Genomic DNA, 13,550 nt, shown 5'->3' with positions numbered 1-13,550 from the left:
GGTGATTTTTGACGAAATTCTCGAACAAACGTGAGAGAGGGCGTGGATGATCCCGCAGCATACAACCAGAGTTATTGCAGCCCTTTTTGCAGCGATCGCGCTTTCTCTCCCCGGTATCACATGGGGAGACGAGCGTTTTGACCAGATACAGGCGGAAAATGCATTTTTCCACGGCAGCCATTTGCTTTCCAGAGACAGCATACCCGAATCGATAGAGTCACTCGAAAAGGCTGTCCAACTAGACCCGCAGAACACGAAATATCGCGGTGTGTTGGCAGTGGCGTACAATAATCTCGGGCTCAAGTTATATCGCGAGACAAATCTGAAAGACTCTCTTGCAGCGCTTTCCCGCGCGGTGGACCTGGCTCCGGAAGATAAAGATATGAAGGCGAATTTCGTGCAAATTGCGTTGCAGGCTGCATCGGCTCCACCGGGAAAAATCGAGGTTGATGATAGAATAGAGGCTCTGAAGAAGGTTTCCCAATTGGAACCCGAAAATACTGCGGCCAAGAAGATATTGGCTACTCTGGTCAACAATTCCGGTGTAGTTAAAGGGAAAAGCGGCAGTCATCAGCAAGAAGTCGACCAGTTGGAGCGAGCCAGTTCACTGGATCCGACAAACCCGAAGATCAAGAAGAATCTCGCTGTTGCATATTACAACCTTGCTTTGGAAAAGGGGCAAAAAGGTGCACATCAGGAAGAGGTGGATTTGCTCAAGTCAGCTCTGAAACTTTCTCCTAAGGATCCTCCAATCATTGAAAGTCTGGCGAGGGCTTTATCGAATCTCGCCGTCTTCAAGGGGAAGGAGGGCGACGTTACAGCCCAAATCGCTCTACTCAAGGAATCTTTGGATCTGCTTCCAAACGATGCGGTTACAAAATCGAATCTTGCAGCGGCGTACAACAATTATGCAGTATCCGAAAGCTCCAGTCTGAAGCCGGCAGACCGCATTGCGCTTTTGGAATCGTCTTTGCGCCTCGATGCAGGTAATCAGTCTACGAAATCGAATCTATGTAACCTGCTGGTAGAAAAAGCTGTTTCTGAAGCAAAACTCGGATTCTCTGGAAAGGCTTTGGAATTGCTGGAAAAAGCCATAAAAGTAGACCCAAACGATAAGACGGTTCAGTCTAACCTGGCCGCTGTGTATCATAACGAAGGCCTTAGATTGGGTGAAATGGGCAAGCATGATGAAGAAATACGTATGCTGCAGAAAGCCATGCATGTATTGCCCTCAAGCGCTGAAATAAAAAACGATCTTGCGTTAGCGTACAATGATTACGCAGTTATTTTAGGTAAGAAAGGCGACCACAAACAGGAAGCGGTGTTATTGACAAAAGCAGCCAAGCTCGTGCCGACGAATAAAGTAATTCAGGATAATCTTGCAAAAGCTAAACAAAAGACTTCCGCTACTGATGATAAAAAAGAATCAGCTTCACAAAAAAAGAAGGAAAAACAGGGATAGCGGCGTTTCAGGGAAAAGTGCGATCGCAAGAGACATTGACTTTTTTTCCCTCAGCTAATACAATTAGCCCGCAAATCCTCTCATACCACGGACGCCGGGTTTTTTATGATTGCCAAATTCACCCGCAAAGATTTTCTTGAGGCTCTTTTTGCCCAATACTATAAGGAACACAGGGGGTTCATCCTGGTTAAGAGCGTCAAGCGCGGCGATCCCAAGATGAGTACTCGCTACTTCCCGAATATAGAAATTCTTGCAAAAGAACATTATGGGGAAGAAAGGGACGTCTACTTCGGCATATGCCCCAGAGAACGGATGAAAGCCGAAAAGGAACACATCCATTATCTGGTTGCACTCTGGGCAGACTTAGACATAGGTGCCGAAGGGCATGAAGACAAGAGAATCTTCTATGAAGGTCCCCAGCAAGCTGCGAAAGCGATTCGAAGTTTTCCGAGAGCGCCTTCCATTATTGTTGAATCGGGGAGAGGAGCGCATCTTTATTGGCTCCTGAAGCAGGTTCTTGAAGTCACTGACATAGAGAAAATTGAAAAGGTGCTCCGCACCATAAGCGAACACCTTCAGTGCGATACGGATGTCAACCTGGATACGGTGCTGAGGCTTCCGGAAACGGTCAATACCAAGGTCCCAGGGAAACCCGTCAATTGCGATGTCAAATTCATCAATCCCAATTTCCGGTACACGATTCAGGATTTTGAAAATCTCGGACAGAGGATAGTTGCACCTCCGCAGCCCAAGCCTGCGCCGAAACCGCCCCAGCAGGTATCCGCATCATCCTTTGCGGAAGAAAGTCCGATCGAGCACAGACTCTCCGGGTCAATGGCAGGTGCATCGCTCGAAGATTCTCTCGTGTTGGACGAGACCATCATTGACGAACTCATTGACGATATCTCCATGGCCGCAACAGGAGTAGCCGAAAGCCCTGAACCACCGGGAGAAGAAGAAGAATACGAAGCCGAAGTCGATTCAGATATCATATCTGCCGAACCGGAATCCGAGATCGTCACCACGGTAATTTCCCGAAAACCTGCGGCACATCCTTTAAGCACAACCACGACAAGCAGTATCCTCGAAAAGCTTTCTTCTTCCAGGACAGACGTCGAGATTTTTCTCGTTGGATCCGACATGGTAATCAACGGCATTCTCCTATGGAATGAGAACGGGCTTATCGGTGTTGAATCAGGCAACGATCATTATACTATTCCTCTTTCCAGTATTTCCTTTATACGAAGTAAGGCATAGCTTCCGTATCGACCGTCAGTTCCCCTTTTTACAACCAAATCTGCAGTGAGGTACCATGCTAAACGTCATCTGGCTTTTTCTTTTGGTGGGCTCTGTACTGGTAGCTCTTTTTACCGGAAACATCAGAGAAGTTGTCGCTTCGGTTCCTGAGAGTGCAGAACAGGCATTTAAACTTGCTCTCGGTTTCACGGGAATGATGGCGCTCTGGCTCGGAATCATGCGGATAGCCGATGAAAGCGGATTAGTGCAACTGTTTACCCGGGCAATAGCTCCTGCCCTTCGGTATCTCTTCCCTGATGTGCCCCGGAATCACCCAGCTATGGGAAGCATGGCCGCCAACATGGTGGCTAACATGCTCGGACTCAATAATGCGGCCACACCGCTCGGAATAAAAGCGATGCAGGATCTGGATTCACTGAATGAAGAGAAGGGGACTGCAACAGATGCCATGTGCATGTTTCTCGCGATAAATACCTCGAGTCTCCAGATAATTCCAGCCGGTGCCATAGCCTTGCTGGCCGCGGGAGGGGCTTCGAATCCCACGGCTATCGTGTTCCCCGCAATCTTGGCGACCACAATCTCTACAATTGTGGGGATTACCGCAGCCAAAGTGCTTGCTCGCCTGAGTCGTGACAGGAACGGTCAGGAACGAGGTGCGACGGATGCATGATCTTCCGGATTTTGTGACTTTGGCATCGAATTTTGTGTTCCTCGCGTTCCTGGTAGGCATACCGGTATACGGGTTCTGCAAGGGTGTAAAAGTCTATGAAGTCTTTGTCACCGGAGCGCGGGATGGCTTTGACGTTGCAGTGCGAATCATTCCCTATCTGGTGGCCATCCTGGTCGTTGTGGGAATGTTCAGGGCTTCCGGTGCAATCGACATCATCTCACGGGCACTGCCGGAGTATGCGATTTCTCTCGGGCTCACTCCGGACGTGATCAGCCTGTGTCTCATGAGACCTCTTTCGGGCGGAGCTTCCCTGGGAATGCTGGGAGAGATTATTGCTCACAGGGGTGCTGACTCGTACGAGGCACAGCTTGCCGCGGTCATCACGGGGTGCACTGAGACCACATTGTATGTCGTGGCAGTATATTTCGGGGCAGTATCGGTCACCCGCACGCGCTACGCGGTCCAGGCCGGACTGCTGGCGGATGCAGCAGGTATGTTGGCAGGGGTCGTGGTATGCTGGTTGTTTTTTCGTTGAATTACAAGTTGGAAGGAGTGGCGGAGAGAGAGGGATTCGAACCCTCGGTAAGGCTCTACACCCTACACTCGCTTAGCAGGCGAGCACCTTCGGCCTCTCGGTCATCTCTCCGCTGAGGTCGATCTCCCCAGATTATTGACTCACGCTCCGAATGTCAAGGCTCTTGCGCCGGTTCTCTCACCGATTTTCAGATAATAAGCAGAAACGGAGCAATAATTCCCATGCATTATTTGGCCATTGCCTGAAAACGACCGTCCCCAGGCGGAACGACGGGCTGCACTGTGAATCAGGAGTGGGGTCTCTGTGCCGCTCACATTGGTTTATAAAAGCCATGTGGTAATTATGAGCAATTGCCAGAATTAATGTCCGATTGAGGATAGAAGTATATTGGTGGGTGCCGGCCTCCGTGCCGGCACATCTTCAATATGATCAATGATATCGATAGAATGGACCGGCAGGGACGCCGGCCCCCACTAATATCTTGTATTGGAGCGTGGAGTAAACATCAGAATCTTTGGCATCTCTCTAAGAAGATTTCCGGGTCTCCTGGCTATGAATAGCATTTTACATTCGCGATGCAAACTGCACTGACCTAACTCCGAAGGTCAGTGGCACCCCTGTATCGGGCGCCCCAATGTCAATATCGAGTAGCCACAGACCTGCTCTGTAGGTCCGTGTTACCTCCTGACTGCAAGTCCGTACAAAGCGTCTCGGAATCAGCATTGAGACGCGTGGGTGTATTCTCCGAACACGTTTCTCAGGACATTGCAGATTTCCCCGAGGGTAGCTCGTTCCTTTACGGCTTTGAAAATGGGTGGCATGACGTTCTCAGTGGAACGTGCCGCCTTTTCCAACTCGGACAACGCGGATGCAACTGCCGCGTTATTGCGTTGTTGCCGAATCTGCTGCAGGCGCTCTATCTGTCTCTCCCGTACCGTAGGATCGACCTTGAGGAGACCCGACGGCTGGACGGTTTCAGTCTGGAACCGATTTACCCCCACAATGATGCGGTCCTCGGATTCTATCGCTTTCTGGAATTTATACGCAGATTCATGGATTTCATCTTCTATGAATCCGCATTCGACTGCGCGAACCGCTCCACCCATCTCATCGATCTTCTTAATGTATTCCACCGAGAGTCGTTCTATTTCATCAGTCAGTGCTTCAATGTAGTAGGAACCTGCAAGCGGGTCCACAGAATCTGCAGCGCCGGTTTCGTACCCAATGATCTGCTGGGTTCTCAGGGCAATCTGTACGGACTCCTGGCTTGGTAACGCGAACGCTTCGTCTCTTGAATTTGTGTGCAAAGATTGCGTTCCCCCCAGTACCGCGGAGAGCGCCTGGTACGCAACCCGTACCACGTTGTTTTCAGGCTGCTGAGCAGTCAAGGTGCATCCGGCGGTCTGGGTGTGGAATCTGAGCATCATTGCACGGGGATTCGTTGCGTTGAAACGTTCCTTCATGATTCTTGCCCATAGCCGTCGAGCTGCCCGAAATTTCGCGATTTCCTCAAGAAAATCCTGGTGCGCGTTGAAAAAGAAGCTCAATCGTTCGCCGAAGCTGTTCACGTCAAGGCCTGCATCTATCGCAGCTTGAACGTACGCGATCCCGTTTGCCAACGTAAACGCGACTTCCTGGACTGCAGTGGAGCCTGCCTCACGAATGTGATAGCCGCTGATGCTGATGGTATTCCACTGCGGTACGTGTTGATTACAGTATCCGAATATATCGGTGATGATGCGCATGGACGGTTTCGGAGGAAAAATGTACGTACCTCTGGCGGGGTATTCTTTCAGAATATCGTTCTGGATCGTCCCGCGCAGTTTGGCTGGATCTGCGCCTTGCTCTTCCGCTGTTCCGATGTACATCGCGAGCAGAATAGCAGCAGGGGAATTGATCGTCATCGAGGTGCTTACAGCGGCCAGGTCTATTCCGTCGAAAAGCCGTTTCATGTCTTCGATAGTATCGATCGCAACGCCGACTTTGCCCACTTCACCGGCTGAAATTTCCATGTCTGAATCATAGCCGATTTGAGTCGGGAGATCGAAGGCAACGGACAGGCCTGTCTGACCCTGGGAAATCAGGTACTTGAAGCGTTCGTTGGTCTCTTCAGCACTTCCGAATCCGGCATATTGTCTCATGGTCCAGAAGCGTCCGCGATACATATTGGGTTGAACCCCGCGGGTGAACGGATAGCTTCCCGGCACCCCCAGGTTGGATTCCGGATCGAATTCGTCCGCATCCCAAGGCCAGTACGCACGCTTTACAGGCAATTCCGAAACGGTACGAAATTCTTCTCGGCGTTCCGGGCGTTTCTTGAGAGTCTCGCCGAATTTTGCCTCCCAGTTCAGCACTTTTTGCTTAAATTCTTCGGACACGATGCACCTCCAAAACGCTGAGAATCAAACCCTGGAAAGGATTCTATTAGATTTTGGTATCAAAAGAAGTGTGCAGCAGAACACTGTGATCAAGGGCAATCGCACCATTCGAGCGCCTCTTCTCGTCGGTAGTTCGCTTAACTCACCACATCCTATGCTTACGCTGACTCTCGCCTGTAGACAAGCCCTGAATACAGCATCTTGAAAGATGGTCGGCATTTCCAACCGGTAACTGGCATAGGCGCTAACTTAGCGCTTCTTTGGTCGTTTGTTCCGAAGGAACAACTGACAATAGGCCAGCGATTCATCGCCGGATAAGGAAAAATCTGATGATTTTCAAGTCCCGGAGGGACGGCTGAAATTCCCGGCAATGAATTACCGGGCTATTTTCTTCAGTCCCTGCGGGACCAAGAATCGCAGAAAAATTAGCGCCCATGGCGGTAACTGGCAAGATCAAGGATTCGAGTAAATTCGTTATTCTTTTTCTTGTTTTTCCCGGAGTTTCCGTTCGACTTTGCAGGAAATACCTTTTCCTTCGAGACCGGTTTCAAAGCACCCCCCGCACGAAATACATAAAGCAGGCTCTGTGTCTCCGTCCATCCATCGTCTGATAAGGTGAGGTTCACGAATGAATGGTCTCGACAGAGCAACGTAATCCGCTTTTCGATCTTCTACAATTTTGGTTGCCGTGCTCAAGGAACGTATCCCCCCGACTGCAATCACAGGCACAGGAACGGATTGTTTAATATACAGGGCGAGATCTGCCAAATACGCCTCATCTTCAGGAATCCTCTTTACTTTACGAATAGGTGCCAGATCCTTTGGAGATGCAGCGCTTCCTGCACTGACTTCAATTGCATCGATTCCGTCTTCAGCAAGGCGTCTCGCCACTTGAACGCTTTCTTCGGGCAGCAGCCCGTTTTCTGCAAAGTCGTGGACACCCAGCTTTATCAGAACCGGAAAATCATCCCCGACAGCACCCCGGACCGCCTCAAGAACCTCAGCCAGGAATCGGTAACGGTTCTTTATGCTTCCGCCGTACGCATCGGTTCGTTTGTTCCATATCGGTGACAGAAATTGATTTATCTGATAACCGTGGGCACCGTGTAATTGGACGCCGTCGAATCCGGCCTTTTTGGCTCTGAGCGCCGCAGCGGCATATGCTTCCAACAAGGATAGGATTTCCGACTTCCCTACTTCCTTGGGAATGTTGCCGGTAACTGGATCGGGAACGGCAGACGGTCCCCAGATTTCTTCACCGTTCCGAAATGCTTTCGGATTTGCCCGAACACCGGTATGAACTATTTGAGGTATTATTCTCCCGCCCTCAGCGTGCACGGCTTCGGCGATTCGGGTGAGTCCTTCGATTTGACCGTCCTCGTAGTTACCGATCATGAAAGGAAGCTGCGAGCCGTTGGTCATGACGTACATGTACCCGCTTATTATCAGCCCGATTCGTCCTGCACCCAGCTCACGGTAACGTTGGACGGCCCTATCTGTAACGTATCCTTTTTCATCTCCCAAACCGGTCCATGTAGCGGATCGTACTGAACGGTTTGGAAGTTCGAGTGACTTTATCCACGTATTCTCAAAGAAAACCGACATAGAAATCCACCGGAGGCATAACAGAAATCGCTATGCAGAATAGGAAGAGAAAGAGATTCCTGGAGCGGGGCAGAGAGTCTCCCCGTTCCGGGAGTATCGAGCGGTGAGGGGCCAGGCTCCGAATGAACGGAGCCTGGGCGAATATTAGCCCAAGACAACCAGAACGTCTCCAACTTGATAAGAGTCGCCCACTTTGGCCTTGATTTCCTTAACTGTGCCGCCTTCAGTCGCCACCACCGGCAGTTCCATTTTCATTGCTTCAATAATGACCAGTTCGTCGTCTTCCGATACCGAATCGCCCACTGCAACTTTGAGATCGATTACTTTGCCGTTCATCGGCATGGTGATATCAGCCATACATACCTCCTGAAGCATTTGAGTCCATTTCTTATGGCACACAAAACAAAAAAAAACCATCTGCACGGCCAAATCGCAATGGTCGCGCTTTAGTTTCTCTAACGAAATGCTAGTCGGAACCGAACCCGAGTGTGCTGCGTGACTACCGGTTCTTCTCGAACAAAAAGCCGAATCAGGATCAGTGAGATTCGCCGGTCGGTTGGCACAATTCCATTAGGATGCCGTGAGTTCCCTTGGGATGCATGAAAGCAATACTCATCCCGTGAGCGCCCTGACGAGGGGTCTCGTCAATGAGTTTCACACCCTTGGATTTCAGTTCTTCCACAGCAGCATGGATATCTTCAACTTCGAACGCGATATGATGTATGCCTTCGCCATTCTTGTCCAAATATTTCTTTATGGCAGAGGTCCCTGACGTGTCCTGCAACAGTTCGATAGAACTATCTCCCACGGGAAGAAACCCAATTTTCATCCCCTGGAAGTCCTCAGTATGGGTAATCTCCAGCGGGAGACCCTGGGTGAAAAACTTCACTGCGGAATCCAAGTCGTTCACCGCGATCCCAAGGTGTGCAATTCGCTTAATTTTCATAACGCGCCCTTGTTTAGCGTGAGTTGCGTCAGTCTGACGATGAATCGCCGGACGATGAATCGCTGGAAGAGGAACTCGTCGGGGGAGCGGGACAGCTTGAACCCTTCCGAGCGTAATCGGTAACGTACCAGCCGCTTCCTTTGAGCACAAATGAAGAATGCGAAATTAAACGACAAGCTTTGCCTCCGCAATCGGAGCACTTGTCAACGGCAGGTTCGGAAATGCTTTGCCATCGTTCGAATTCCTTACCGCATTTGTCGCATTTGTACTCGTAGATAGGCATTTAGGTCCTCCCTATGCTTTGGATATGTTGATTGTCTTTGCATCGATGTTTGATTCATATAATGCAATAATATAATCCGTATTGGTCACGCCGGCAAGTATTTCGGACGTGATTCCATGAACAGTTGTCTCTTCCCGGTGTGCGCTGTCTTGGGACGCAAAAAAATCGACGTCGAATCTTCTGAAACGAACAATATGGGTCAGTTCATGGGTCAGGATGAAGAGCCCCAGAGTCCAGAGGTCGTGTTGACACGATCTCAACAGAGCGAGAAGAATGTTGGGGTCCTGAAGAACTATCCCGTATTTTTCGATTCTTGGAACCGTCGGCTTGATAACCGGGGTACGGTATCGGATTACATTTGCAAAAGCATCAGTCTCATGCAGCGAGCAATCCACTTCCCTGCGGGTAAAAATCCCGTAAGGATGCAGTTTCCACTCGTCCTCGGTCAGGCCGAAGTACCGCACTGTCAGTTTCTCGGCCAAGGAGGCCGCTCTACTGAGAGTCGTAAGATCGGACCTTGTGAAGAAACCCGCTGCTTTCATATGCGCGATCTATTTGTTTTTGTGACGTTGTCGGGCTCGCAGCTTCTTATGTTTATGCTTCCGCATTTTCTTCCGTCTTTTCTTGATTATGCTCCCCATTAACACCTCTCGAGCAGTTGTGAAGAGTATATTAGTAGCACGTGAAGAGCGCAGTGTCAATAAGACAAATGCAAAGCATCGAAACAAAACCTTGACTGTCTACGTTCATATGACTTCGTTCATGTTCCCGTGTTCCCGAGAAGACAATAGTTTCGAGGTTCAGGCGAAGGGAAGGGAATAGCGCATCTCATGTGTTGTGAGCGCGCCGGGTCTCTTAAATGAAAGGCTCGGCTACCTCAAGAGGGTACATTCACCGGAATGCAAAAATTGTCCCGACGGATATGAGGTTTTTTCTCATTGTGGTAGCATGAGGAACGATACATTGCTGCGAATCGTCTGCTTGGAGAGCAACTCTTTCCTTTGGTTACGCATAATTAATCCGATGTACGTTAATGATGACGGATAGTTGTCAAAAAGTGGCCAAATGGTATATGATACAACTAGGGGCGACATGTCGTGAAGAAAAAGAAAACTGTTTCAGCTTCTCTTGTGGTACATGACATTCAAATCGGCATTTCCAATGCTGAATTGATGCAGAAATACCAATTGTCCGAACGTGAGCTGAAAAAAGTATTCGACAAACTGTTTGACTTGGGGCGGATTTCTCAACAGGTATTGGATGAAAGAAAAAGTGGCGGAGTGGAAACTCCGATCCTGTTGACTCATGCGGAATTGCATCAGGATGGGAATCCTGACCCGGAGCACCCCGTAACGCCAGAGATATCCGATCCGGTAAATGCATCTCATAGTGTCGAACCCGCCGCACACCAAAGCAAACCGGAAGAACAGGAGAACCTGGACCACGAGACCCTGCAATCCATTCAGCATCCCGGTCAGCGGGAATCCTTCGCTCGCAGGTTCATGGGGCTCGCGAAGAGAGTGGCGGTGATAGCGATCGTGTTTTCCCTTGTGGGGGCAATGAGCGGATCGAATGCGAAGAACGATGGAGCAAATGTTTCCTCTGGCAGTTGGCTGAACGACCTGTATCAGTCTATTCGATCTCACCCTTTCCTTGAATCTTCTCCAACAATGAAAACGCAGGATATTTCGGAGCCCGAAAGGGAGGAGCCTCTGGATTATCCCGTACAGCGCGTCAGAAAGGATGCTACGGCCAAAGAGATTCTCGAGACCATGATAAAGTTGGAAGTACTCCTGGAGGATGCAAAGCCGAGCGACTATTGCACGACCACGGAATATTTCCTCAGGTCCTCTTCTCCCAATATACGATTGGCCCTCAAGAATTTCCTCTATGAGGAGTATGGATGCGGCATCCCTATAGAAGACATGGAAACCGTACGGCACATAGTGAATGACGTTGTGAAGCACAGGTTGGCACTGCAGAAGTCTTCCTCATTGGCCACAGCAACGGGAGAATCTCAGGACGAATCGCTTAAACCGGCAAACCTGCCAAGCCGGTCTGAAAAGTGGCTGCAAGGAGAGGCGTTTCTGGAAAGACTCAGTTTGTTGAATAAAGATACTCCTACCTGCACGAATGCCGTTAAAGGTTTATTCCAATTCGTAAACGCCACGATAGATGAAGCTGTCCACGAACGTGACAGATACGAGGCAAGATCCTTCAAGGACGCAGCTTCTCAGATAGAACGATAAAATCCTGCCGGACCATCTCCTCTAAATCGGTTAATTTTGGACGTATCTCACTTGTAGGTTTGAATTAAGAATTTTCGGTCCTTTATAGCGATTATCACCAAAATTCTGACGTTCATCCCATGCTCCAATACAAGATGTTAGGGGGACCGGCGTCTCGAGGCTGTCTTAAAAGTCAGAATTTATCCCCAGATCGTGCCACGAATTTATCTTCATCTTCCCGGACTGATTGTAGGGGCGGACCTGTGTGTCCGCCCAAAGAGGGCAGACGCATTGGTCTGCCCCTACCGGGATGGTGAATCGTGGCACGATTCTTTGTGGATTCGAGAATTTGAGACAGTCTCTCTCTGTCGGTCCATTCTAGTGATATCATCTAATATATTTAGGATGTGCCGGCACGGAGGCACGGCACCTACCAATTTTCCTATTTTTGATCGGACGCCAATTTTGGCAACTGCCCTAATATGCAGTCTTTCAATCTCGAACAATTCTCCGAAACTTCTCAAAACACCCGTCAGCCATCGTTTATCTCATCGAGAACACCTGTGAATCCTTTCAGTTGCGCATGCATCTAGCTAACAGAGGTTACAAAATGCAGATAAAGGTGAATGGCTATGAGATACAGTTTAATAATGCGATTCATGGTGCTTGGAGTGGTACTCGGAATGTTTGCAGTTTCTTCAGGCGCTAATGCGAACGATCTTGGAAATGCCAGCGGTCTCGTGTTCACTCCGGGAAAAGGCTATTCCTGGCCGGCAATGGGCGGGCCCGTGACCCGATACATGTACGATGCCGCGGGACGAAGCCACCTTGTCGAGGTGGACCCGTTTACGTTGGAAGTGAGGCGGTCCCCCGTCGATCCCAACAGACTCGAAGGATACAGTGCAAATATTCTGGAACGATAGCTTTCAACTTCCGGGGGGGAGACCGGTCGGAGCAACATGACTCTCCGGCCGGTTTTCATTTGATTTGAGTGCCATGGCTAGAAACTACTGCTGTACCCCCGTGATTTCTTCCCGGAAGTAGCCCTGTCAAACTCGCGCCAGTACTGACGTTCGCAATTCTGTTTGCATTCGAAACACGTTCCAAACAATCCGTAATGACAGCCGCAGGATGCATAGCACGCGTTAATATCGAAATTAGAAACGCCTGGTATACCCGGTGTATCTGCCGCGAGGACTGTGGCGCCTCCAACCGGTATCGCAATGAGGGTTATCGCTATCAGAGGGATTAGTATATTCATGAGCATGATCCTTTCTAAAGCATTTGTTGAAAGAGTAATTATGGGGTTGGCGTAGAGCAAGGAATGACTACACATTCGTGCAATCGTGTCGGTCAATTTTCTAGAGACTCACAACTTTCATCTGACAGGAACGCTGACGGTAGTATCCATCGCCGAAATTCCAAGAGATCCGGATGGCAACATCTTTGAAAGTCGTTGGCCGTCTCTCATGAAGACCACAGATACCTGACCTATTTCAGCCGTCTTCTTTACCGTAATAGCCGAAAGCTTTTCGATTGTAATATCCGTCTCTGAACCGTACTCGACGATCACGTCACCCCTTTGCATGCCGGCATCTCTGGCGCTGGATTCCGAAGCAAATGACAGAATCGAGACTCCTTTGCTTTTCACCAACGCCGGATATAGGTCCAAGTCGTGGAATGCTTGCCGTCTATACTTCAAGACAGTCATAAAGTAGATAAAGATCAAGAACGTGCTTAATGCTCTTAAGGGAATACGGATTTGCTCGTGTGATGTATCCAGCAGCCAACTGAACCAATCCACCAGGTTTGCAGGCGGAAAACCAATGAAGCAAAAAGTGGCGAATACCATGACGATAAACCCCAGCCACTCGAATCTGGTAAAACCGTATTCTTTCTTGGGTTGTTCCACCTTTGTATCCTGATGGGCATGAAGGGCGTGGAATGGTGAATACAAAGCACATTCTCCACGCGAAGATTGCCACGTCGCTGTGCTCCTCGCAATGACAAATGTTGATTGTTCCACTGAATGGTTGATTCGTATGCTTTAGTGCGTGTGCCCCAAAATTGTGCAAGCAAGGACGTCGGCACCATCAGGAAAGTCGGCCGGAAATCCCCCAGTGAGGCCAGATTTTTATCAAACCACAAAAATCCCCCTGAATCCCCCTTTAGAAAAGGGGGACTTC

15 protein-coding genes and 1 tRNA gene are annotated in these 13,550 nt (G+C 49.5%); 6 read left to right on the top strand and 10 right to left on the bottom strand.

Annotated features, from left to right (window positions below; translation table 11 throughout):
- The first annotated feature begins 46 nt into the window (after positions 1 to 46).
- The 4 genes from DESTI_RS14820 (at position 47) to DESTI_RS14805 (ending at position 3,924) form a co-directional block, all read left to right on the top strand.
- Positions 47 to 1,462, top strand: a complete 1,416-nt coding sequence (locus DESTI_RS14820; protein ID WP_014810785.1) for a tetratricopeptide repeat protein — start codon at positions 47 to 49, stop codon at positions 1,460 to 1,462.
- A 105-nt stretch (positions 1,463 to 1,567) separates the two neighbouring features.
- Positions 1,568 to 2,719 (top strand): hypothetical protein, encoded by a 1,152-nt coding sequence (locus DESTI_RS14815; protein ID WP_014810784.1) that lies wholly within the window; start codon positions 1,568 to 1,570, stop codon positions 2,717 to 2,719.
- A 55-nt stretch (positions 2,720 to 2,774) separates the two neighbouring features.
- Positions 2,775 to 3,389: a nucleoside recognition domain-containing protein gene (locus DESTI_RS14810; RefSeq protein WP_014810783.1), complete on the top strand. Its 615-nt coding sequence runs from the start codon at positions 2,775 to 2,777 to the stop codon at positions 3,387 to 3,389.
- Positions 3,382 to 3,924 (top strand): spore maturation protein, encoded by a 543-nt coding sequence (locus DESTI_RS14805; protein WP_014810782.1) that lies wholly within the window; start codon positions 3,382 to 3,384, stop codon positions 3,922 to 3,924. Before DESTI_RS14810 ends, DESTI_RS14805 begins: the two co-directional genes overlap by 8 nt.
- Before the next feature lie 18 nt (positions 3,925 to 3,942).
- Here the strand turns inward: DESTI_RS14805 and DESTI_RS14800 are convergent.
- The 8 genes from DESTI_RS14800 to DESTI_RS29990 all read right to left on the bottom strand — a co-directional run bounded on the left by DESTI_RS14800 (position 3,943) and on the right by DESTI_RS29990 (position 9,777).
- Positions 3,943 to 4,035, bottom strand: a tRNA-Ser gene (locus DESTI_RS14800).
- Between the two features lie 605 nt (positions 4,036 to 4,640).
- Positions 4,641 to 6,302: an acyl-CoA mutase large subunit family protein gene (locus tag DESTI_RS14795; RefSeq protein WP_014810781.1), complete on the bottom strand. Its 1,662-nt coding sequence runs from the start codon at positions 6,300 to 6,302 to the stop codon at positions 4,641 to 4,643.
- A gap of 474 nt (positions 6,303 to 6,776) precedes the next feature.
- Positions 6,777 to 7,907, bottom strand: a complete 1,131-nt coding sequence (locus DESTI_RS14790; protein WP_014810780.1) for an NADH:flavin oxidoreductase — start codon at positions 7,905 to 7,907, stop codon at positions 6,777 to 6,779.
- 144 nt (positions 7,908 to 8,051) lie between these two features.
- On the bottom strand, positions 8,052 to 8,264 hold the full coding sequence (locus DESTI_RS14785; protein ID WP_014810779.1) for a biotin/lipoyl-containing protein: 213 nt from the start codon (positions 8,262 to 8,264) through the stop codon (positions 8,052 to 8,054).
- A gap of 178 nt (positions 8,265 to 8,442) precedes the next feature.
- Entirely contained in the window at positions 8,443 to 8,853 is a 411-nt protein-coding gene (gene mce / locus DESTI_RS14780) for a methylmalonyl-CoA epimerase (protein WP_014810778.1), read from the bottom strand.
- A 28-nt stretch (positions 8,854 to 8,881) separates the two neighbouring features.
- Positions 8,882 to 9,136, bottom strand: a complete 255-nt coding sequence (locus tag DESTI_RS14775; RefSeq protein ID WP_014810777.1) for an FmdB family zinc ribbon protein — start codon at positions 9,134 to 9,136, stop codon at positions 8,882 to 8,884.
- Positions 9,137 to 9,147: 11 nt separating this feature from the next.
- Positions 9,148 to 9,678: a hypothetical protein gene (locus DESTI_RS14770; RefSeq protein WP_014810776.1), complete on the bottom strand. Its 531-nt coding sequence runs from the start codon at positions 9,676 to 9,678 to the stop codon at positions 9,148 to 9,150.
- A 9-nt stretch (positions 9,679 to 9,687) separates the two neighbouring features.
- Positions 9,688 to 9,777 (bottom strand): AURKAIP1/COX24 domain-containing protein, encoded by a 90-nt coding sequence (locus DESTI_RS29990; RefSeq protein ID WP_014810775.1) that lies wholly within the window; start codon positions 9,775 to 9,777, stop codon positions 9,688 to 9,690.
- A 456-nt stretch (positions 9,778 to 10,233) separates the two neighbouring features.
- Between DESTI_RS29990 and DESTI_RS14765 the strand changes: the two genes are divergently transcribed.
- Together DESTI_RS14765 and DESTI_RS14760 are read left to right on the top strand one after the other, a co-directional pair.
- Complete coding sequence (locus tag DESTI_RS14765; protein WP_014810774.1) at positions 10,234 to 11,385, top strand: hypothetical protein; 1,152 nt, start codon at positions 10,234 to 10,236, stop codon at positions 11,383 to 11,385.
- Positions 11,386 to 11,996: 611 nt separating this feature from the next.
- Positions 11,997 to 12,287 carry a hypothetical protein gene (locus DESTI_RS14760; RefSeq protein ID WP_014810773.1) on the top strand — a complete coding sequence of 97 codons (291 nt, stop codon included), beginning with the start codon at positions 11,997 to 11,999 and terminating at the stop codon, positions 12,285 to 12,287.
- Positions 12,288 to 12,364: 77 nt separating this feature from the next.
- Here the strand turns inward: DESTI_RS14760 and DESTI_RS30780 are convergent, their stop codons facing one another.
- Complete coding sequence (locus DESTI_RS30780) at positions 12,365 to 12,625, bottom strand: hypothetical protein (RefSeq protein ID WP_014810772.1); 261 nt, start codon at positions 12,623 to 12,625, stop codon at positions 12,365 to 12,367.
- A gap of 117 nt (positions 12,626 to 12,742) precedes the next feature.
- Complete coding sequence (locus DESTI_RS14755; protein ID WP_157212171.1) at positions 12,743 to 13,276, bottom strand: PDZ domain-containing protein; 534 nt, start codon at positions 13,274 to 13,276, stop codon at positions 12,743 to 12,745.
- Positions 13,277 to 13,550 lie beyond the last annotated feature (274 nt).

The organism is Desulfomonile tiedjei DSM 6799 (genome assembly GCF_000266945.1).
GTDB lineage: Bacteria > Desulfobacterota > Desulfomonilia > Desulfomonilales > Desulfomonilaceae > Desulfomonile > Desulfomonile tiedjei.
The sequence above is the reverse complement of the archived record's forward strand: the minus strand, read 5'-3'. Positions and strand labels throughout refer to the sequence as shown.